The sequence below is a fragment of the Nostoc linckia z4 genome, assembly GCF_002608075.1.
GTDB classification, from domain to species: Bacteria; Cyanobacteriota; Cyanobacteriia; order Cyanobacteriales; family Nostocaceae; genus Nostoc; species Nostoc linckia.
This window is the reverse complement of record NZ_LAHA01000018.1, coordinates 62,252-83,725: the sequence shown is the minus strand read 5'-3', so window position 1 is coordinate 83,725 and position 21,474 is coordinate 62,252. Positions and strand designations below refer to the sequence as shown.

The window sequence follows — 21,474 nt, the reverse complement described above, 5'->3', positions numbered from 1 at the left end:
TTTGTGTCCTTCTCTGAGGAGACGCTTGGCGAATGCGTCCTACCCTGCGGGAAGCCGCTACCGCGTCTATGCGGTTCGTTGTTACAAAATTGATAACTATTAATTAAGTTGCGATCGCCACAGTTAAAAAAAAGATTAATTTAGCAATCGCACACCAACACAACTCAATTGCGAGGCGACGCAACTCAATTGCGAGGCGACACAACTCAATTGCGAGGCGACACAACTCAATTGCGAGGCGACGCAACTCAATTGCGAGGCGACGCAACTCAATTGCGAGGCGATACAACTCAATTGCGAGGCGACGCAACTCAATTGCGAGGCGACGCAACTCAATTGCGAGGCGACGCAATTCAATTGCGAGGCGACACAACTCAATTGCATGGTAGCAGCTATTTATTTATCAAAACTTTGGGTAAACAATATGCTATTTCTGAGTTGTTTGCAAACGGTTCGCAATACCGTAATAATCTTTATCAGGTTCTAAAAATCCTCAAGCATTTGGGACAAATCATTGCATATCGTTAAAAACTAAGGATGCGATCGCCATACCTACCACTTATATTAAGTGCGATCGGGCATTGAAGATGCCAGAGTCAAACTCAAACATCTTTATCCAGTTAGTTTTTGAGGAGGAATCAAGCAAAAACTAAAGCACCAAATTAGCTAAAACACTCCACTACCAAACTATTGCCTCTTCCCTGCTATAATTTCCACAACGGACAAATGGAGAATAGGGAACTCGAATCCCTGACCTCTGCGGTGCGATCGCAGCGCTCTACCAACTGAGCTAATTCCCCGTAATTGATTCACCAATGAATATTTTATCATTCACTTACTGATGGCTGGGACTGTTTTTGAGAATAAACTTCCTGCACGCGTTGGAGTTCTAAATCAGTGAGGTAATCGACAGTCCAGTTACAGCAGCGCTGAAGCATGTGAAAGGGGTAAGTGTTCGCTACACCCACCACTTGCATGTGCGATCGCTTTGCTGCTTGAATACCAGCTGGTGTATCTTCAATTGCTAGACATTCTTGGGGTTGGAGATTCAATTCCGGGTATTCTTCGTTCAACTTTTTCACTGCTAGTAGATAACCATCGGGTTCTGGTTTACTAGCAGTGATGTCATCACCGGCGACAATAATTTTAAAGTATTCGTTCAGTTTAGCCCGATGTAGTACCAGTTCTATTTCTTTGCGAATAGCACCACTGACTAATCCTAATTTCAGATTACGCGATCGCACTTGATAGATTAAATCTTCCACACCTGGATATAAAGGCAGTTTCTCAATTTTTTCCAGTTCTAGCGTGTAAGCTTCAGCTTTGCGGTGCAGCAGTTGAGTTAAATATTTTTCCGTCACGATTCTACCACGATTGGAGAGTAGTTGAGTAAAACAAGCGCGATCGCTGCGTCCTAAAGAAGTTTGACGCTCATCAACCCTCTGTGGTTGCAGATTCTCTTGAATGAGAATCTCATCAATCAGTTGCAGGTGGATTTGCTCATCGTTAATGATGACACCATTAAAATCAAAGAGAACTGCCTTTAAAGTCATGCGATTATGCCAAACGCTGGCGATCCAAGTTCCTCCAAATTATTATTATCTATTGTGGTGTCTATTGAAATTGCACTCGCTTGACGGATATTTTCTGATGCAATCGGTTTAATACCGCTAGTTACCTGATTTATCCACCAAACGTCTTGAGTTCGCACAGCTTCAAACCCTGCTGCACCCATATTCGCATCAACGCTACCATTGGCATACTCACGAATATATGGTTCTTCAAAAAGGTCATTGAGCCATTCTAATTGACGCAGAGTCTTTTGGTTGCCATCTTGAATTAACACTTGTCCTCCAGTTACCAATAACCGGAAGCTTTCGCGCAAAATTGCCAATGACACTGCATCTGGTATTTCGTGAAATAGTAAAGCAGCTGTCACCAAATCAAATGTTGCATCACTCAAACCAGTTTTCTCAGCATTTCCATGTCGCCAGACTATATCCAAACCAGCAGCTTGGCTTTTATGTTGTGCCCTCAATAACATATAAGGTGATAAATCCAAACCAATCACTTCGGCTTCAGGAAAAGCTTGTTTCAACATTAAAGTAGTGGAACCCGTACCGCAACCTAAATCGAGTATGCGTCGTGGTTTGACTTTGACAGCATCAATTAAAGCCTGACGAATCAGATTTTCGTTAGGTAGCAGAACATACTGCGTTATGGGGTCGTAAGTAACCGCCGCATCAGAAGTAAGATATCCGCCTTTGATGCCGTGAAAGTTTTGATTGCTGTAGTACGATGGAATTATGACATCAGCTCGGCGATAGCGATCGCTTTCTTTCTCCCAATCAATACTCTGTTGATAACGCCGCAACTCATCTTCATTAATGAACAAACGCGCTACAGGCGATAAAAAACGTTCCCAGATTGTATCTTGACGCACTGTCATAGGTATTGTGTAAGAAGTGTAAAAACTGTTTTAATCAGAATTATTTTCTTTACAAATTTTAATACATCTTTTTTTTCATTGTGTAGGGATGGCGCTGAGGAGGTAGGAAAGATGAAAGTGTATTATATTTGTAATATAGAATTATTTTGTAATGCGGGCGTTGAAATTGAAAGTGTTGACTGTTGACTAGACCTCTTGCACAAGAGTGCTTTTTGCACTTTTGTGGGAAAAGGTTAATGGTTCGACAAGCTCACCAACCGGGGAAAGGGAAAATACCAAACCTTTCCCCCTTTCCCTTTCCCCTTTTCCCGACTTCTCTTAGAAGTCTCTTATCCCCAGTGCCTTTACCCACCTAATGCCAAATTACCAATTTAAAACTTAAAATTAAAAATCTCAAATTAGAAAATTATGCCCTACGAACAGTTAGAAATTACTACACCAGCACCCGTTTTATCTTGGGCGAATCACGCTTTGGGGCCAGAAGAAACCAAGATGGCAAAAAATGTGGCATCGCTGCCATTTGTATTTAAACACCTAGCTTTAATGCCAGATGTTCATTTAGGTAAAGGTGCTTTAGTTGGTTCTGTAATAGCCACCAAAGAAGCGATTATACCTGCTGCTGTCGGCGTAGATGTGGGTTGTGGTATGGGTGCTATCAAAACCCCATTTACTGGCGAACAATTGGAAGGTAAACTCAAAAAAATCCGTTTGGATATTGAAGCCGCAATTCCTACAGGATTCAACGAAAACAAAGACGTTGAAAAACCTGTTACTAATTGGCAAGGTTGGAATGATTTTAAAGATTTGCATCGCGGCGTGCAAGACCTCCAAAGCAAAGCAATGAAACAAATGGGTTCTCTGGGTGGAGGAAATCATTTTATTGAAGTGTGCCTCGATACAGAGAATCAAGTTTGGTTAATGCTGCATTCTGGTTCGCGCCACATTGGCAATAATCTCGCTCAGTGTCACATTAACACAGCCAAGGAATTAGCCAAGATGGCAGGTGAGAAATTACCCGATCCCGATTTGGCTTACTTTGTGGCTGGTACGCCAGAATTCCAAGCATACTGGCACGATTTACAATGGGCGCAAGATTATGCCCGTGTGAACCGCGATGTAATGATGGCGCGTTTTAAGCACATAGTCGAGAAACATCTCGCAGGTGGAAAAGCAACTAAACCTTTATTGCAGGTGAATTGTCATCACAATTACGCCGAAAAAGAAGTGCATTTTGACGAGGATGTGTATGTGACTCGTAAAGGTGCAGTCCGCGCCCAAACAGAAGATTATGGGATTATTCCTGGTTCAATGGGGGCAAAATCTTTCATTGTTAAAGGTAAAGGTAATGCCCACAGTTTTTGTTCTTGCTCCCACGGTGCTGGTCGGTTATTGTCTAGAAATAAAGCCAAAAATGTCTATACTCTTGATGATTTAATTGAGCAAACTCAAGGGGTAGAATGCCGAAAGGATGCTGGCGTTTTAGATGAAATTCCCGGTGCTTATAAACCAATAGAACAAGTTATGGCAAATCAAGCAGATTTAGTGGAAGTTGTGGCAACTCTGAAACAAGTTATGTGTGTCAAAGGTTAAATTCAGGGTAAGCTAATACACGCTGAAAAAGCATAACTACTTGTGGTAGTTGTTGACTGTTGACTAGACTTCTAAGAGAAGTGGGGAAAAGGGTAAGGGGTAAAGGGAAAAGGGCAAATAAAAACCCTTTTCCCTTTGCCCCTTTTCCTTTTCCCCCCTTTCCCTTTCCCCTTTTCCCGACTTCTGCAAGAAGTCTAATGTGCAATTGATATGAACTGCTTTTGGCATCAACTATTTAATTTTGAGAATAAGGATGATTAAAGGCTTCCCAAGCAGCTTTGGCAGCTTTTTGTAAGCGATAATTGAAATCTACTAAATCCTTCATCATCAAGTGCCAATTTCTTTGGGCTTCGTCTTGAAATACTGCCAAAGCATTTTCTAATTGCAGGCGATTGCCTTCAATCAATTTCCTTCCTTCAACCAATTCTCTGGCTCGACGCACGGCATTTAAATAAGTTTCACGAGTGAGAGTACCTGCGGAATCAGCTTCGGCTTGAGCGCGTCTTTTTAGTGCTTCAATTAGCGCTTTGGTTTCGCGCTTCACTTCATCACTTTCACCAGCCATTTCAATTTCTACTAATGCATCAGTTTGAGAACTGATTTCTACAATGACTGTAGATTCAGTTGTTTCCACAAATGTAGCTTCAACGGATTCGATGTTGTTAGAAGTCATCTTTAAAACATCCTTAATTGCAAAGCAAATTCAATTTTGGATTTTAGATTTGGGATTGGGAATTGTTACCAATGCCCAATACTCAATTAAGCTCTTGTTGTCAGCTGTTGTTCTAATTTTAATAATGCTGCAACTCGCGCTTCTGTCGCCGGGTGACTGGAGAATAAGTTACCCAAAAATTGTCCAGAAATAGAATTAATAATTAATAATGGCTCGAAAGCTGGATTAGTGTTTAAAGGCATCTGTCTGGCTGTAGCTTCTAATCTTTGTAAAGCTCTAGCTAAAGCACGGGGATTACCAGTTAATTTTGCAGAACCAGCATCAGCGGAAAATTCTCTTGTGCGTGAAATTGCCAGCTGAATAATTGTTGCAGCTAATGGCGCAAGCATTACAGTTAACAAAACACCAAAAGGATTTCCACCCCTGTCGCTGTCTCGCGAACCACCACCAAACCACAGGCTGTAACTTACCATTTGTGCGAGGAATGAAATCGCACCGGCCACTGTTGCAGCAACCGCTTGCGTGAGGGTGTCACGATTAATAATGTGGGTGAGTTCGTGGGCGATAACGCCTTCGAGTTCGTCCTCTGGTAATATATTCAAAATGCCTTCAGTAACAGCAACAGCAGCATGTTCTGGATCGCGCCCTGTAGCGAAGGCGTTAGCAGTTTGGCTAGGAACAATATAAACTCTAGGTGTAGGAATATTCGCACGACGAGACAACTTTTCCACCATCCGATAAAGTCCCGGTGCTTCCCTTTCATTCACAGGCTGTGCCTGATATACTGCAAGGGCAATTTTATCTGATTGATACCAGGAAAACAGATTTGTTACTGCTGCTAAGACGATTCCAACCAATAAGCCACTAGTACCACCAATTACCCAGTAACTAATTGCTATTAAAAGACCACTTAGTGCAGCTAACAAAGCAGCTGTTTTGAATTGATTTCCCATATTTTTGCTCTCCTGCTAATGCTGTATGGTTTTTCTAGAAAACAGCATTGATTAAGCTACACTTTGATTGTATCGAGCTAGAATTAGATAGTAGGATGCAGAAAACCTATCCAATATGTACGGTTTTCCCCCTGGAATTAATCAAGAAGAATTCAGAATTCAGGAGTCAGAATTCAGTATAAATTCAAGTCTGACTTTTTGATGAATGCGGCAAGCCGCAAACTTTAATGACTACTTTCATTTTAATATTTTATATATAATCTAACGTAACGCAATGTAAAGTTGCATCTATCTGTAGTTATACGTTTGATTAATAATTCACAATATTAATTTAACAAAAAACAATTCATAATTAAATCACTAACGCTGTGAATTCTGAGTTCTGAATTCTGAGTTCTTAATTCTGACTTCTGACTTCTGAATTCTGAGTTCTGACTTCTGAATTCTGACTTCTGAATTCTGACTTCTGACTTCTGACTTCTGACTTCTGAATTCTGACTTCTGACTTCTGAGTTCTGACTTCTGAATTCTGACTTCTGAATTCTGAGTTCTGACTTCTGACTTCTACATTATTCAGTTATCAGAAAAGGGTTTCAACCTAGCTGTTACTCTTAATTTAGATAGTCTCCGCACTAGACGTAAAGCTTGTTGTTTATATAATGCTTTTGGTAGTTGTCCGGGCAAATTATCCATTAATTTTCTGGCTGTGCCGATACTGCATCCTGAGATAATACTGATTTCGTTAGCACCATCAAAGATGGCATCTTCAGCTAATGCTTTTTCGATTTCTACTTGCCAAGTTTTGTTAAACATTTCGCCTCGTTCAATGCGCTGAAGACTATTGGTATTGGCTAGAACGATGAGGCGATCGCCAACCGCAAGCTGTATATTATCAGAAGGCATTAATTTGACTGGCGATCGCTTGAAATTTTGGTATAAAATTGGCACTACTCCATAACCATAGGCAACCTCAGCCAAAAGTAATCCGTTGAGTGTATCGCCGACTTCAATGGTATACTCCACTGCTAAAATACTTTGAGTATCAAAGTTAAACAAGCTGAGAATATTTTCTCCGAAGGCCGCAGCGACAAAAACTTCTGCGGAAATTGCAGAGGTGCAAATAACTTGAGCATAAGGAAATAAGCGTGCGACATTATCACGAAAATTTCGGTCGTAAGTCCGAATAATCACACGAGTTGTAGGACTTTGGGCGTGTACCATCAAAGCTATTTCTAAATTTTCCATGTCATCGTCTGTAACTACAACGACACTTTTACTATTAGCTAAATTCACTTTTCCTAAAGCATCAGTAATACTATCAATAATTACTGGGATTTTATGGAAAAAATCTATGCCCAATCCTGTGCTACTAATACCCACCACAGGTTGTTTGAATTTTTCTAATAAAGCTGCTACTCTTTGACCGACTCGATTTAATCCAATGAGTACAACATGGTTTTTTACGGGGATTAATGGTTGGTAACTCTTGAAAAATTGAAATCTTGAACTTAAAAGGACATCAGTGAGCAATGCATATAATACCCCAACAAAGCCTATACCCGTTAAAGTTAGTACCAAACTAAATAATCGCAACCATCCAGGCATGTGTTGGGCTGGTTCTGGTGGAGTTTGAAAGTTAATACCGCCAAATAAATCTCCATATCCTCCTAATAGTAAAACAGCAGTACCATAAAAGGCTTCGACTACATTACTATGAGGATAATTTAAGATATAAATAATTGTTCCAATGCACCAAAGAAAAATTACTGTTAGTCCGCAAATGATTGCTACCCGCAAACTTTGATAGGTATGTAATTTTCGCCTCCAAGATGGAATTTGTTGTTGGAAATTTTTCCAAACTCTGCCCAATACAATTTCTTGCCATAACTGCTGCCAGTTACGTTGTGGCTTAATGGCAACTTTTTTCAAACTTTGGAGTTGCTCTTTCACTTCAATATAAATAATAGTATCGTCCGGGCGTAATTTTCTCTCTGGTTCCCACTGATGAAATTCTTTAGGTAAAACAGATGCATCATAAGTGTGATATAAAACCCGGAGATTTTGAGTATTCAGTTCGTGTATGTGCAGTTGATTGCACCAGGGATCGTGCATTTGAATTTGATGCTTGACTACCCGAAATTGGTGTTCTTCTACTTGAAAATAGCCAATATGCTCGTCTCCAAGGGCTGCAACAGCAAAGCCAGAAGCAGAAATTTGATTCGGTTCAAAGGCAATAAAATTACCAAGAGTTTGACTTAAAAGTTGATTGAGATTTTGTTTGTCAGAACGTATCACTAAACGAACTTGAGGATTTAAAAGCCGTGCGGCAAAGGCAGCTTCTATATTTACTCTTTCGTTACCAGTGGCTAAAATGATAGTCCGGCATTGACTAATATCTGCTTGTTCTAAAACACTAGCTTGACGGCAATCTCCAAAGAATAAATTTTCTAATAAATTTAATAAATTTGGAATTTGTAAATTTTGAGGTTGTTCTAAATCGATGGCATTAACAATGGCACCATATTCTTTGAGGATAGCAACACAATGTTGACCCAAACTTCCTAGCCCACAAACTAAAAATTTATCTAGTTTTGTTGGAGAATTTTTAACAGGCTGATAATTATTTTCTGATGATGACACCATATCATACCGCTTGGTACACGCTTGACCGAGGCGTATCATATATTGCTATTGTAATGGGAAAACGCGGTTATCAGCTTTGAATGCTAGTACAAAAAGCAAAAGTTAAAAGAGAATCATTATATATCTACGGTATTTGTCAGAGTAGCAGTCAATATGCAACTACAAAATAAATTTTTTCAGAAAATTCCCCGTACTGTTTGGGTGTTGGGGTTTGTCAGTTTGCTGACTGATATTAGCTCCGAGATGATTAATTCGCTGTTACCGTTGTTTCTGGTATCAGCTTTAGGCGCGAATGTGTTGACAGTGGGTATTATTGAAGGCATTGCGGAAGCAACAGCTTCAGTTTTGAAAGTTTTTTCGGGAGTGTTGAGCGATCGCTTGGGAAATCGCAAGGGTTTAGCGGTGTTTGGCTATGGGTTATCTACCTTTGTGAAACCTTTATTTGCTGTAGCTACCAGTCCAACTGGGGTGTTAATCGCTCGATTTGGCGATCGCTTTGGCAAAGGTATCCGAGTCGCACCCCGTGATGCTTTAGTCGCCGATTCTACTACATCAGAGGTACGTGGTGCAGCCTACGGATTGCGTCAATCTCTGGATACCATCGGCGCATTCTTGGGGCCTTTGATAGCGTTTGCTTTAATGGCTGCTTCCCAAAACAACTTCCGCCTGGTGTTTTGGCTAGCCCTCATCCCTGGTTTTTTCGCGGTGGCTTTATTAACAGTAGGAATCAGCGAACCCGAAACAAACGAAACACAAGCAAAGCGAAGCAATCCCCTGCAATGGCAAGCTTTACAGAGTTTAGGTCAAAAATATTGGATGCTGGTAGTAGTGGCGCTACTATTCAATTTAGGCAACTCCAGCAATGCTTTTTTATTACTGCGAGCAGAACAAACAGGTATTTCCGCCTCACTGATACCGTTGACATTTGTAGTCATGAACATAGCTTACTCCTTCAGCGCCTATCCTATAGGAATACTTTCCGATCGCTTGGGTAGATTTGGGTTATTGGTAGGCGGATTTCTCCTCTACGCTTTAGTATATCTGGGCTTCGCCTTCGCACAAGCACCTTGGGAAGTTTGGGGATTGTTTGCCCTTTATGGTTTGCATTTGGGCATGAGTAAAGGATTGTTGTTGGCATTAGTGGCAGATAGTATACCTGCAAATCTGCGTGGCACTGCTTTTGGATTTTTCAATTTGGCTGTGGCAATAGCGCTTTTACCTGCTAGTTTCCTCGCTGGTGGTTTGTGGGAAACATTGGGAGCAGAGGCAACATTTATTAGTGGGAGCTTGTTGGCGATCGCAGCTGTATTATTATTACTTTCTCAAAAAAATAAATATTAAAAAATGGGGCTTTGCTAAATTGTGGTATGAATTCAGATGTAGAGACGTTGCATTGCAACGTCTCTACAAGGATTTTGATATCATGCACAATTGTTTTCATATATGAAATCAGCAACGCCAAAAATGGTATCCTTAATTTAATGCCAAATTAATGGCGATGGAGCTCGCCAAAACCGCCTTTTCAACCCGATAAATCATCACTTGAAAGGCTGATGGCTCCTACTTTCTTCGCTAACTGCGGGAGAGTAGGGCTTGGCTAAATGCATTACCTGACTCTTCTGTAGAAAGTGAAAATCTACAGATTGCACCTCAAGGAGTCATGAAATGTTAGCCAGTGTATTGTGGATTTTAATGATGGGCTTTTTTGTCGGACAACTCGCCCGTCGTTTAGGCGCTCCGCCTTTAATTGGCATGATTTTAGTGGGGATTATTCTTGGCCCCCAAGTTCGGAATGTCATCAGTGAAGATGTGTTGGGTGCTGCTGATGAGTTAAGAACTTTGGCAGTAATGATTATTTTAATGAAAGCTGGACTTGGTTTAGATCGAGAAAAGCTAGCTCAACAGGGAACTGTGGCGTTGCGCTTGGGGTTTTTGCCAGCAGCAACAGAAGCAATGGCGATCGCTTTTGCTGCTATGGTAATTTTTAAATTTAACTTTGCCACTGGTTTACTTTTGGGCTGTGTAATCGGTGCTGAATCTCCGGCTGTAATTGTCCCAGGAATGTTGAGGCTCAAAAGTTTAGGCTGGGGTGTCACCAAAGGAATTCCCGATGCAATTTTAACTGGTAGTGCTTTATCAGATGTATTGCTGTTACTAGTTTTTAGCCTACTGTTGGGTTTTTTAAGTGATACAGGTGTTGAGCAGATTACCTTTGGGGGGTTGACTTTAACTGCTCTACAACTGCTGCCATTTCAAATTATCGTGCAAATATTTTTGGGAGTATTGTTTGGCTATTTAGCGGCTCGTTTATTAGTTTTACTCTTAACCAAACAAAACTGGACTCAAAACGTCGTTCAAGACACTGTAATTGCTGCTAGTTTAGCCTTATTTTTAGTAATTATAGCTCATGTTATGCCTTACTTTTCTGGTTATTTGGCAGCAATGGCTATGGGATTTTTCTTGATTGAATTAGATGCTCCATTAGCGCGAAGATTGCGCGGTGGCTTCGATAGTTTATGGATAGTAGCTGAGATTTTCTTGTTTGTATTGTTAGGCGCAAATATTCAACTGCAAGTATTAAATAAAATTCTCTTACCCGGCATTTTAATTTTAGCAATTGGTTTACTGATTGGTCGGATGTTGGGTTGGTATCTGTCAACTTTGGGTAGTAATTGGAATTGGCGAGAAAGATTATTTTTGTTACCAGGGAACTCAGCCAAAGCCACAGTCCAAGCAGCCATCGGGGCAATACCCCTCTCCCAAGGAATTGCGGGAGGAGAGATAATTTTAGCGATCGCAGCTCTTTCAATTTTAATCACTGCACCTTTAGGCGCTTGGGGAACTATGACTTTTGCTCCTAAATTGCTCAACAAAGGTGAAGTTGACCCAAGCAAAGTTACAGTTGCTACTCGTACTTTGTTATTAGCAGCAGTTGATACATCAAGTTTGGCCACAGAAGTTTTAACCAAAGTTGCAGATTTAGCACGCCGCAGTAATGGCGAAGTCATTGTTTTGCATGTAATTAATACTTCAAACCAGCAAGATATCGAACAAATAAAACAACAAGCTAAACAGTTATTATCTGATATTAGATATGAATTTTTAACTGTTACAGGTACGATTCCAGAAGAAATTATCCGCATTGCTAAAGAGTATTCTGTGACTGCGATCGTTATGGGAAAACGCGGACATCGACCTTGGGAACAAGTGTTAATTGGCTCAGTTTCACAAGCTGTTTTAGAAACCAGTCCAATACCTGTAATTTTCTTAGAAAGTCATGAAAATTTAATTTTGGATTTTAAATTTTAGATTGTATAACTGAGAGTTGCACAAACAAATGATTTTTTAAGTATTCTCATTTTTGAATTTGGAATTTTGACTCATAATATACTTACAAACTAACATGAAAAATCTTCGTAAATTTGAAATATTTATCGCACTGCCACACCTAATTAAATGGTTGCCTATTGCCTTTGTAATTGGCATTCTTGCGGGAACCGCATCTGCTATTCTTTTAGCATCATTGGAATGGGCAACTGATTGGCGAGAATCACATCGTTGGATTATCGCTTTGCTTCCTTTTGGTGGTTTTTTGAGTGGTTGGATTTATCATCAATTTGGCAGGTCTGTAGAAGCTGGAAATAATCTTTTATTAGAAGAAATCCATAATCCTCAAAATATTATTCCCGGACGTATGGCTCCTTTAGTTTTATTAGGAACAGACCTAACTCACTTATTTGGTGGTTCAGCCGGTCGGGAAGGTACAGCATTACAAATGGGTGCTTCTTTAGCCGACCAATTGACAAAAATATTCCATTTTAAAGGAGCTAATCGAAGAATTTTATTAACAGCAGGTATTAGTGGTGGATTTGCTTCTGTATTCGGTACACCCCTTGCAGGAACTGTATTTGGTCTAGAAGTTTTAGCCATTGGAAAGATTCATTACGATGCTCTTTTTGCTTCTTTGATTGCGGCGATCGTTGGAAATGAAGTAACTTTACTATTTGGTTTGCATCATACAGCATATAGACACGCTCCATCTATACCATCCCTGACAATTTGGGGATTAATTTCTGCGATTATTGCTGGTGTGATTTTTGGATTAGTTGCCAGATTTTTTGCTCAAGTAACTCATAAAATCAGTCACTTGTTTAAAACAAAAATATCCTATCCTCCAATGCGTCCTTTAATTGGTGGGGCGCTAATAGCAATAATTGTGATTTTAAGTGGTACAACTAAGTATATTGGACTTGGTATCCCAACCATCGTTGATGCTTTCTACACTCAACTACCTCCTTGGGATTTTGCAGCCAAATTGGGTTTAACTGCTTTAACTTTAGGTGCAGGTTTTAAAGGAGGAGAAGTGACACCTTTGTTTTTTATTGGTGCAACCTTAGGTAATGCTTTGTCATTGATTTTAGGATTACCCGCACCACTATTAGCAGGAATGGGATTTGTAGGCGTGTTTGCAGGCGCAGCAAATACACCCTTAGCATCAACTCTCATGGGAATTGAATTATTCGGTTTAGAATCAGGCGTATTTATTGGTATTAGTTGTGTAGTAAGTTACTTATTTTCTGGTCATTCAGGAATTTATTCGTCACAGCGTATCGGCTTGAGTAAATACTCTGCTGTATCTTTAGAAGAAGGAGTGACTTTGGCTAATTATCGGCGAGGTAAAATTGATTCGCCTGATGATAACGAACAAGGAGAAAGTAATTCTCAAGAATAATTTTTTGATGAAACTAATGGATAATTAGGAAAGAAAGTGCATAATTTACCGCCGTAGGCATCGCAATTGTCAGAGTAGTTATGTATGTGCCATAACCGCTATGCTTAACTTATATATTTGCGAGCATTTCACAAATATGCCGTTTAGAATAAAAATTTACTATGCTCATAGAGTTTAGCATTGGTAATTATCGTTAGCGATCGCTTTGATAAATAATTCGATTTTATTCACTCATCATTTAGATGAATTTAGTTTATAGTATGTTAATCAATCGGTGTAATCCCAAGCTCTTGTAATTCTCTCAATATCATTTTTTTACACTCAGCTTGAGGATAATAATATTTTTCAGATTCATCGAAATCTTTCTGTTCTATTAAATAATAGAGGTTTCTTTGACTGCGTTTTTTAGCAAAATTTAAGGGATCGGAATCAAATACATATCTTGTAGAAAATAAATAGCATGGATATTCTTCTTCATTTTTTATATTCCAAATAACTTCTTGGTAAAAAGCAAAAATTCCATTTTCTTTTGTTACTTTAACTGAAAAGGGAGAAATATCTTGAATTTTATCTCCGATATTACCATTTCTAATATACTGATTGATTTCACTTAATTCATAAAAATTAATAAAAGCAGAATAATCATCAATTTTTACTACTGAATATTTTCCTTGAACAACAACAATTATTGCTTGTCCTGCTCCAGCTCCCATATCTACAGTTCCATTTTCATTAAAAACTAAATAATGAAAGTAATCATAATAATGAGGATTTGCATTTAAACGACCAATTACAAAAAGGTTTTCCATAAATATAGACTTTGTGTAATTTACTAAATCGTTGCTTCCAATTCTTACAAAGCTTGAAAACTTCCTACTTGCCAACTACGTTCTACAGCCGCAGGAATAATTTGAGTAATAGCTATATTCTCAAAATTAGGACTCGTGTCAGATTTTATATATTTTCCTTCTTGAAGCAAATAAATAGAAAGGCTTCCATTGTCATAAACCCATAGTTCTGGAACTCCAATGGCTTCATAAGCATCCAGAGTAGTTTTTGATGTGACATCAGTTTCAATCGCTAAATCTGGCGGCGGGTCATCGGGTTGTAAGCGGCGACGACCAATCATTTGTTGATAATTTTGAATATAAAAGCAAGCATCAGGTTCTACTCCTGCTAAACCTTGCTTTTTAAAGGTGGTGGAACCAAAAGGTTGATATCTAATATCTTTAGCTTTTAGCAATATTTTGACAATATCAGAAATTAAATCTTTGGGAATTTCATGTTCTGGTAAAGGAGCCATAATTTCTAAATTACCCTGGCTATAAGCAATTCTTGTAGTTCTTTTTTCTCCCAATTCTTGCAAAATAGATTCAAATTCTTCCCAGCTTACATCAGGAATGGTCACGGTGCTACCAGGCGACAATTGCATCTGGCTAACAGGTTTGAAAACGGGAATGGCAGCAGTCATAACCAAAATATGAGTAAACTAAATCTCAATAATTACTTATCAGGTTCGGTGGATAATATAGCCCACCGTAACCTTTACTAATAAAATGAGTTTAACAAAAGCAGTAAAGAGCGATCGCTTTACACTTTAAACTTCTCAGTGATGCGTTTCATGGCTTCTTCCACATTCTCCCGACTGTTGAACGCCGAAATCCGAAAGTAACCTTCACCCGCAGCACCAAAGCCAGAACCCGGTGTTCCCACAACGTTGACGGTTTGCAGCAATTTATCGAAGAATTCCCAGCTTGATAAACCATTAGGCGTTTTTACCCACACGTAAGGCGCATTCACGCCACCGTAAACAGATAATCCCGCAGCTGTGAGTTTCTCGCGGATAATTTTGGCGTTTTCTAAATAGAAACTAACAAGTTCTTTAATTTGTGCTTGTCCTTCTGGAGAGTAAACCGCCTCGGCTCCCCGTTGAACGATGTAAGAAACGCCATTAAATTTAGTGGACTGGCGACGATTCCACAGTTTCCACAATTCCACATCCGAACCATCGGCGGCTTTGGCTGTGAGTGTCTTCGGTACTACAGTTAACGCGCAGCGAGTTCCTGTAAAGCCTGCATTCTTCGAGAAAGAGCGAAATTCGATCGCAACTTCTCTTGCGCCTGGAATTTCATAAATTGAATGGGGAATCGATGCATCGGTAATGTAAGCTTCATAGGCTGCGTCAAAGAAAATAATCGAGTTATTAGCTTTGGCGTAGTCCACCCATTTTTTGAGATATTCTTTGGTAGCAGTTGCGCCAGTGGGGTTATTGGGAAAGCAGAGATAAATTAAATCAACTTTCTGTGAGGGAATCTCGGCGGTGAAGTTGTTATCAGCCGAAATTGGTAGATAAACTAAACCTTCAAACTCGCCTTTATCGTTAGCTTTACCTGTATTTCCCGCCATTACATTAGTATCTACATATACGGGATAAACTGGATCAGTAACCGCTATGGTGTTGTCATGACCGAAGATTTCTAGGATATTACCAGTGTCGCACTTAGAACCATCAGAGATAAAGATTTCTGAAGCATCGATTTCGGCTCCCCGTGCTTGGAAATCTTGAGCAGCAATTTTTTCCCGCAACCAAGCATAGCCTTGTTCTGGGCCATAGCCTTTAAAGGTATTGCGATCGCCCATTTCTTCCACAGCTTTAATCATCGCTGTCCGGCAAGCTTCTGGCAGAGGTTCAGTAACATCACCAATGCCCAGTCTGATAATCTTAGCATCAGGATTCGCTTCAGCAAAAGCATTCACCCGCCGAGCAATTTCTGGAAACAGATAACCCGCTTTCAGTTTCAGGTAGTTGTCGTTAATACTTGCCATACTCAATTATGAAAAACGCCCTAAAATAGCTTACTGCTAATTTATCTGGGCGATAAGTTTTGAGTGGTGAGGTGGGGAATAATTATCTCTGGCTCCTGAATTCTGAATTCTGGATTCTGAATTCTGATTAAGAATGAATGTGATGTTAGGATATTTTTCACAAGGTGAATCTGACTTATGAAATTAGTTTGCGCCCAAAGCGACCTCAGTACAAACCTCTCACTCGTCAGTCGTGCTGTACCTTCACGACCGACTCATCCGATACTTGCCAATGTGCTGTTACAAGCGGATGCGGAAACTAATCAAGTCAGCTTAACGGCCTTTGATTTGAGTTTGGGTATCCGTACTAGTTTTAACGCCGAGGTATGGGAAGGAGGAGCCATCGCCCTTCCTGCTAAGTTACTTGTAGACATTATTTCTCGTCTTCCAGAGGGCGAAATTACTCTCGATGATGGCTCGGACACCACTAGTCCAACATCAAGTGGCGAAGGTGTGAGCGTAACAATCACACCCAAGAGTGGCCATTATGAAGTACGAGCCATGAGTCCAGAGGAATTTCCAGAACTACCTATAATTGAAAATACAGAGGTTATCCATCTCACCACCACTGCATTAATCGAGGGATTACGGGGTTCATTATTTGCCACTAGTGCTGATGAAACTAAACAAGTACTTACGGGAGTGCATTTAACAGTTAAAGAAGATACTTTAGAATTTGCAGCTACCGACGGACACCGCCTAGCAGTGGTAGAAACTAGCAACGAACGTCCTCTAGATGGAACTAATCAATTAGAAGTCACAGTCCCAGCTAGAGCATTACGCGAACTACAACGAATGCTAGCTCATAGCGCTTCATCTGATGAACCCGTGGCTTTATATTTGGATCGAGGTCAAGTGGTGTTTGCATGGCAAAATCAACGCTTGACCAGTCGTACATTAGAAGGACAATATCCCGCCTATCGACAACTGATTCCCCGTCAATTTGAGCGACAAGTCACAATTGAACGGCGGCAATTTATCAGTACTTTAGAACGAATTGCTGTACTGGCAGATCAAAAAAATAATATTGTCAAACTCAGTATTGATAGCGAAGCTCAAGAAATTGTTTTATCTTGTGAAGCCCAAGATGTAGGTAGTGGTAGAGAGCCAATGCCGGCGCAAATTTCTGGGGAAAACATAGAAATTGCTTTTAACATCAAATATTTAATGGAAGGCTTAAAAGAATTACCATCTACCGAAATTCAAATGCATTTAAATCAAAGTTTAACTCCAGTGATTTTTACGCCACTGGGTGGTTTAAAAATGACTTATCTAGCTATGCCGGTGCAACTGAGAAGTTAAAATTTATAGGAAATTTCCATAATTGTAGCTGGCGATCGCCAGACGCACCGCGCGAGAAATAATACGTAATCATTAGACTTCTAAGAGAAGTTGTGAAAAGGGGAAGGAGGAAAGGTTTGGTATTTTCCCTTTTCCCATAAAAGTGCTTTTTGCACTTTTGCAAAAGGTTTGGTATTTTCCCTTTCCCCTTTAACCTTTTCCCTTTTCCCATAAAAGTGCTTTTTGCACTTTTGTATAAATAATGGAGATTTGCTTTTTAATTTTTAAACATCGCGCACTTTCAGAAAATTGTAAATAGCAAGTGCAATAGCTATAAGCAATACCGCATGAATTAAATTTCCGGCAATATGAAGTACTAATCCTAATGCCCAAAAAGCAAATAGGACAACAACAACACCCCAAAGTATACTAAACATATATTTGCTTTTACTAAGGTAATTTTGATTTGTTCAGATATCTTATCGCCTAAGTTGAGTTTTATTCAATTTACCTTCAGATAGGTTTTAAAATTTAAATCATCCATCTTGAGAGATAAAATTCAATACACTTGGTGTTAAGAAAGATCCTCTATGAAGGTAAGGGAACTCTCAATACGGTTCGGTTAAAGGGGAAAGGGCAAAGGGGAAAGGTTTCAAATACATCCTTTACCCTTTACCCCTTAACCTTTTCCCAGACCACAAGGGATGCTTATCCAAAACGTATTGAGGGAACTCTGAACGGCAAAAAGAAAAAACAGGCTTATCTGAACGTTGGTCGCTATAGTAGATAAACTGGGCTTGCTCGCTAATCTAGGAAATTTGATTGTGGGATTTGTTAATTTGTGTAATGGGAATTTCAATCCAAAATTCTGTACCTAATCCTGGTTGCGAATCGCATTTAAATACACCGCCATGTTTATCAACAACAATTTGATAACTAATTGATAACCCCAAACCAGTGCCTTTTCCTACTGGTTTAGTAGTAAAAAATGGGTCGCAAATTCTTACCTTTAAGTCTTCGGGTATACCTGGGCCGTTGTCTTTTATGCGAACTATTACACTCTTGATATTACTGTCTATTTGCCCAAGAGAAGTAGTAATAGTAATTTGACTGTTATGAGCTTTTGATTGAGAATCTCGATAATCTTCTAGAGCATCGATCGCATTGCTTAAAACATTCATAAATACCTGATTTAATGGCCCGGCATAGCATTCTACTAAGGGAAGTTGACCGTATTCTTTGACTAATTTAATTGCTGGACTTTCCGGTTTTGCTTTCAAGCGATGCTGCAAAATTAGTAATGTGCTATCAATACCTTCGTGGATATTAACTGGTTTTTTTTCTGCTTGGTCTAGGCGAGAAAAATTGCGTAAACCAGAAACAATTTGCCGGATGCGATCGATACCAATTTTCATTGAAGAGAGAGTTTTCGGCAAATCTTCAATCAGAAATTCTAAATCTATTTCTTCTGCGCGATCGCGAATTTCTGGGTCTGGGTTAGGGCAGTTTTGCAAATACAGATCTAGCATTCCCAGTAAATCTTGGGCGTATTCGCTGACATGATTAATGTTGCCATAAATAAAGTTCACTGGGTTATTAATTTCATGAGCAACACCAGCAACTAATTGACCCAATGAAGACATTTTTTCTGTTTGAATTAATTGGGTTTGAGTTTGCTTTAAATCCTCCAAAGCTATAGCCAGTTTTTCCTTTTGCTCTTTGGTCTGATTGAGCAATTCCACTTGTTGGAGTGCAACCCCAAGCTGATTGGCAATTTGAGTGATAAATTGAATTTCTGAAGCTTCCCAATCACGAGGTGCAGAGTTTTGGTAAACTGCTAACAAACCCCAAAGGTTTTGCCTAATAAAAATAGGTGCAATGGCATAGGCTTTGGCTTGAATTTCTTCTAAAGCTGAAACGTGACATTCAGAGTGATTAGCTTTATAAATATTATCAACTACAAAGGTTTCATTGTGGCGATATCTCCCGCCTTGGGTTTCCTGCAAATAGCTATCTCGCCAAATTATATTATTACCAAAATTGACTAACTTTACCCAACCTTCATTCACAAATTCCGCAATGTATTCACCACTCCAATCAGCTTCAAAACGGTAAACTGCAACTCGATCGGCTTTGAGTGATTTACAAATTTCTTGAGTGGTTGTTTGAAAAATTGCATCTAAATCTAGAGATTCCCTTACTTTCGCTACAACTTCAAATAATGCCTGTTGTTGTTCTGCTGCTTGTTGCAAATCTAAGGCCTGTTCTCGTGTCTGAGTTAGTAATTGAGCTTGTTGGAGTGCTACCCCCATTTGAGCCGCAATTTGACTGATAAAATCGATTTCTGGAGCTTTCCATTGACGAGGGCCAGTGTGTTGATAACTTGCCAATAAACCCCAAAGTTGTTGCCCAACAAAAATTGGAGCAAGTATAAAAGCCCGAATTTGAAATTGCTCTAAATTCTCCACATGACACTGAGTAAATCCCATTGTGTAGATGTCATCCACTGCAAATGTTTCATTGTGGCGGTAGCGTCCTCCTTGGGTATCTTGCAAGTAGGTGTCATTCCAAATAGTATTAATCCCTAGTTCGGATTCATTCGACCAGTATGGACTAGCAGCCTCGAAATCCCCGACAAATTCACCACCCCAATCACCATCGAAACGATAAACAGAAACGCGATCGGCTTTGATTAGTTGACAAACTTCTTTGGTTGTTGTTTGAAAAATTGTATCTGTCTCCAAAGATTCACGAATCTCGGCAATAACTTTAAACACAGCTTGCTGTTGTTCGGCTGTGCGTTGTAATTCCATTGTGCGTCGTTTAACTTGATGTTCTAAATTTTCATTGAAGACTTGGACTTGTTGGTATAATTCATACTGCTGAACTGCCGAAGCAAAGTGTTTACCAAGATTTTTAGCCAGTTCAATTTCTTCAGGCGTCCACGGCTGTACCTGTGCTTTTTTAGATTCGCGCCAAGCTTCAAACGATCGCCGGGGGTATAATTGTCTCTTGTCGGTGTCATACTGTCCCGCCCAGAGAGTTTCTATATCTATTTCGTTGCGGAAAATACTTAAATAACCCAACAACTGTTGGCGATAGTGGAGTGGAATCACCAACATACTCCGAATTTTAGTTGCTTCAAAAGCAATTTGCAAACTTCGCCAGCCTGGAATTTGATAAATATCTAAAATCGGCCAAACATCATATTCTTCTATAAAATTAAAGTATTCCTGCCACGCACTATACTGCTCTATGAGTGGATATATGGTTTGTTTTGGTATTATGGGTTGCTGACCGCAGGTATACAGTTTTATACAAGTATTTCCGGGAATTAAGCATTCTGTAAAACTGGTGACGCTACCATTGTGGTAATCAAAAGCTGCATTTCTAATGCAAAGCCGACCACCAACACCATCAAAGGCAGCAACGGCGGCTTCTAGGGCTGGCTGCAATACAATTGTCGGTAGTGAATGTAACAGGCTAGCAATGTTGTTGATGATGGCTTCTTGGGCAGCTGTTTTGCGGACTTGAGTCAAGAGGGTACTTTGAGCGATGGCAACTGATAATTGATCGACTATTATTTGTAATGCTTGTAGTTCTGATTCTAAAATCAAACGTGCTTGGGAATTATGAGACACCAAAAGTCCCCAAAGTTGATTTTGGTCAAGAATAGGAGCTACGACACTAGACTTTACCCCCATTGCCTTTAAATATTCAACATGGCAAGAGTCTACAGGACGATAAAAGATTTCCTCTGAGATGGTTTCTCCATTTTCTAAATCGTGCAGGAGACTTTGACCGATTTCTTGAGTGTCAACATTGACAACAGAACGCACTCGTGATTTTGTAAATAATTCACGGGCAGCAGATGGAATATCATCAGCAGGAAAATTTAGCCCTAGTAGTGACGGTAAACGATTATTGTGAATTGATTCAGCAATGACCTGACCGCTACCATCGGGATGAAATTTGTAAATCATCACTCTGTCAGTTTGCAGTAGCGATCGCACCTCTGCTGTTGTGACTGTGATAATATCTTCTAATTCTAAACTCCGCCGGATACGGTTTGTAATCCGGTGCAGTAAAGTTTCTTCATGGCCAGTTGCCTGCCAAGCTTGGTGAGAGTTCGAGGTCATTGCTGATAAAATCTTAAATTAATAATTTGCAAACACACATGATTAATGGAGAAGTCACAAGTCATAAGCCAGAATGGGCTACGCCCTGCTGCGCTAACAGAATTTAGCAATGCTTGAAGTGGCAGACTTAAAATCCTTTATTCATTCAT

The 21,474-nt window shown here is 39.8% G+C and carries 16 protein-coding genes, 1 tRNA gene and 1 riboswitch; of the genes, 6 read left to right on the top strand and 11 right to left on the bottom strand.

The features are described from left to right. Positions 1–168: 168 nt before the first annotated feature. Complete coding sequence (locus tag VF06_RS16510; protein WP_099067443.1) at positions 169–528, top strand: hypothetical protein; 360 nt, start codon at positions 169–171, stop codon at positions 526–528. A gap of 199 nt (positions 529–727) precedes the next feature. Here the strand turns inward: VF06_RS16510 and VF06_RS16505 are convergent. The 3 genes from VF06_RS16505 to VF06_RS16495 all read right to left on the bottom strand — a co-directional run bounded on the left by VF06_RS16505 (position 728) and on the right by VF06_RS16495 (position 2,449). Beyond that, a tRNA-Ala gene (locus VF06_RS16505) sits at positions 728–800 on the bottom strand. A gap of 27 nt (positions 801–827) precedes the next feature. After that, the gene (locus tag VF06_RS16500) at positions 828–1,553 is read right to left on the bottom strand and encodes an HAD family hydrolase (RefSeq protein ID WP_099067444.1); all 726 of its coding nucleotides are present in this window, start codon (positions 1,551–1,553) and stop codon (positions 828–830) included. Next, a complete protein-coding gene (locus tag VF06_RS16495) occupies positions 1,550–2,449 on the bottom strand; it encodes a class I SAM-dependent methyltransferase (RefSeq protein ID WP_099067445.1) in 900 nt (299 codons plus the stop codon). Before VF06_RS16495 ends, VF06_RS16500 begins: the two co-directional genes overlap by 4 nt. Before the next feature lie 408 nt (positions 2,450–2,857). Here VF06_RS16495 and VF06_RS16490 point away from each other — a divergent pair, with 408 nt between their 5' ends. Then, positions 2,858–4,039 (top strand): RtcB family protein, encoded by a 1,182-nt coding sequence (locus tag VF06_RS16490; RefSeq protein ID WP_099067446.1) that lies wholly within the window; start codon positions 2,858–2,860, stop codon positions 4,037–4,039. A gap of 235 nt (positions 4,040–4,274) precedes the next feature. On the opposite strand, the gene VF06_RS16480 is transcribed toward VF06_RS16490, so the two are convergent. The 3 genes from VF06_RS16480 to VF06_RS16465 form a co-directional block, all read right to left on the bottom strand. Next, positions 4,275–4,712: a hypothetical protein gene (locus VF06_RS16480; RefSeq protein WP_099067448.1), complete on the bottom strand. Its 438-nt coding sequence runs from the start codon at positions 4,710–4,712 to the stop codon at positions 4,275–4,277. 86 nt (positions 4,713–4,798) lie between these two features. Continuing rightward, positions 4,799–5,665 carry a zinc metalloprotease HtpX gene (locus VF06_RS16475; protein ID WP_099067449.1) on the bottom strand — a complete coding sequence of 289 codons (867 nt, stop codon included), beginning with the start codon at positions 5,663–5,665 and terminating at the stop codon, positions 4,799–4,801. Between the two features lie 573 nt (positions 5,666–6,238). Beyond that, positions 6,239–8,347: an NAD-binding protein gene (locus VF06_RS16465; RefSeq protein ID WP_244918049.1), complete on the bottom strand. Its 2,109-nt coding sequence runs from the start codon at positions 8,345–8,347 to the stop codon at positions 6,239–6,241. Positions 8,348–8,461: 114 nt separating this feature from the next. Between VF06_RS16465 and VF06_RS16460 the strand changes: the two genes are divergently transcribed. From VF06_RS16460 to VF06_RS16450, 3 genes are all read left to right on the top strand, one after another. Beyond that, the gene (locus tag VF06_RS16460) at positions 8,462–9,649 is read left to right on the top strand and encodes an MFS transporter (protein WP_099067450.1); all 1,188 of its coding nucleotides are present in this window, start codon (positions 8,462–8,464) and stop codon (positions 9,647–9,649) included. Between the two features lie 144 nt (positions 9,650–9,793). Next, positions 9,794–9,878, top strand: a riboswitch (Fluoride riboswitch). Positions 9,879–9,973: 95 nt separating this feature from the next. Next, entirely contained in the window at positions 9,974–11,617 is a 1,644-nt protein-coding gene (locus VF06_RS16455) for a cation:proton antiporter (RefSeq protein ID WP_099067451.1), read from the top strand. 94 nt (positions 11,618–11,711) lie between these two features. Then, a complete protein-coding gene (locus VF06_RS16450; RefSeq protein ID WP_099067452.1) occupies positions 11,712–13,040 on the top strand; it encodes a voltage-gated chloride channel family protein in 1,329 nt (442 codons plus the stop codon). A 263-nt stretch (positions 13,041–13,303) separates the two neighbouring features. Here VF06_RS16450 and VF06_RS16445 read toward each other — a convergent pair whose 3' ends face one another. The 3 genes from VF06_RS16445 to VF06_RS16435 form a co-directional block, all read right to left on the bottom strand. Beyond that, positions 13,304–13,849, bottom strand: coding sequence for a hypothetical protein (locus tag VF06_RS16445; protein ID WP_099067453.1), 546 nt, complete (start codon positions 13,847–13,849; stop codon positions 13,304–13,306). A gap of 44 nt (positions 13,850–13,893) precedes the next feature. Then, entirely contained in the window at positions 13,894–14,511 is a 618-nt protein-coding gene (locus tag VF06_RS16440) for a Uma2 family endonuclease (RefSeq protein WP_099067454.1), read from the bottom strand. A 119-nt stretch (positions 14,512–14,630) separates the two neighbouring features. After that, a complete protein-coding gene (locus tag VF06_RS16435; RefSeq protein WP_099067455.1) occupies positions 14,631–15,866 on the bottom strand; it encodes an LL-diaminopimelate aminotransferase in 1,236 nt (411 codons plus the stop codon). A gap of 177 nt (positions 15,867–16,043) precedes the next feature. Between VF06_RS16435 and dnaN the strand changes: the two genes are divergently transcribed. Continuing rightward, positions 16,044–17,207 carry a DNA polymerase III subunit beta gene (dnaN, locus tag VF06_RS16430; protein ID WP_099067456.1) on the top strand — a complete coding sequence of 388 codons (1,164 nt, stop codon included), beginning with the start codon at positions 16,044–16,046 and terminating at the stop codon, positions 17,205–17,207. Positions 17,208–17,470: 263 nt separating this feature from the next. On the opposite strand, the gene VF06_RS16420 is transcribed toward dnaN, so the two are convergent. Further along, complete coding sequence (locus VF06_RS16420) at positions 17,471–17,623, bottom strand: lmo0937 family membrane protein (protein ID WP_099067457.1); 153 nt, start codon at positions 17,621–17,623, stop codon at positions 17,471–17,473. 372 nt (positions 17,624–17,995) lie between these two features. Further along, complete coding sequence (locus VF06_RS16415; protein ID WP_099067458.1) at positions 17,996–21,325, bottom strand: GAF domain-containing protein; 3,330 nt, start codon at positions 21,323–21,325, stop codon at positions 17,996–17,998. Positions 21,326–21,474: the final 149 nt, after the last annotated feature.

Bases quoted from the DNA above. Each gene is read 5' to 3' on its own strand.
- VF06_RS16500 (WP_099067444.1), bottom strand. From the start codon at position 1,553: ATGACTTTAAAGGCAGTTCTCTTTGATTTTAATGGTGTCATCATTAAC.
- VF06_RS16415 (WP_099067458.1), bottom strand. From the start codon at position 21,325: ATGACCTCGAACTCTCACCAAGCTTGGCAGGCAACTGGCCATGAAGAA.
- VF06_RS16465 (WP_244918049.1), bottom strand. From the start codon at position 8,347: ATGATACGCCTCGGTCAAGCGTGTACCAAGCGGTATGATATGGTGTCA.
- VF06_RS16455 (WP_099067451.1), top strand. From the start codon at position 9,974: ATGTTAGCCAGTGTATTGTGGATTTTAATGATGGGCTTTTTTGTCGGA.
- VF06_RS16460 (WP_099067450.1), top strand. From the start codon at position 8,462: ATGCAACTACAAAATAAATTTTTTCAGAAAATTCCCCGTACTGTTTGG.
- VF06_RS16495 (WP_099067445.1), bottom strand. From the start codon at position 2,449: ATGACAGTGCGTCAAGATACAATCTGGGAACGTTTTTTATCGCCTGTA.
- VF06_RS16445 (WP_099067453.1), bottom strand. From the start codon at position 13,849: ATGGAAAACCTTTTTGTAATTGGTCGTTTAAATGCAAATCCTCATTAT.
- VF06_RS16435 (WP_099067455.1), bottom strand. From the start codon at position 15,866: ATGGCAAGTATTAACGACAACTACCTGAAACTGAAAGCGGGTTATCTG.
- VF06_RS16480 (WP_099067448.1), bottom strand. From the start codon at position 4,712: ATGACTTCTAACAACATCGAATCCGTTGAAGCTACATTTGTGGAAACA.
- VF06_RS16490 (WP_099067446.1), top strand. From the start codon at position 2,858: ATGCCCTACGAACAGTTAGAAATTACTACACCAGCACCCGTTTTATCT.
- VF06_RS16440 (WP_099067454.1), bottom strand. From the start codon at position 14,511: ATGACTGCTGCCATTCCCGTTTTCAAACCTGTTAGCCAGATGCAATTG.
- VF06_RS16475 (WP_099067449.1), bottom strand. From the start codon at position 5,665: ATGGGAAATCAATTCAAAACAGCTGCTTTGTTAGCTGCACTAAGTGGT.
- VF06_RS16450 (WP_099067452.1), top strand. From the start codon at position 11,712: ATGAAAAATCTTCGTAAATTTGAAATATTTATCGCACTGCCACACCTA.
- VF06_RS16420 (WP_099067457.1), bottom strand. From the start codon at position 17,623: ATGTTTAGTATACTTTGGGGTGTTGTTGTTGTCCTATTTGCTTTTTGG.
- dnaN (WP_099067456.1), top strand. From the start codon at position 16,044: ATGAAATTAGTTTGCGCCCAAAGCGACCTCAGTACAAACCTCTCACTC.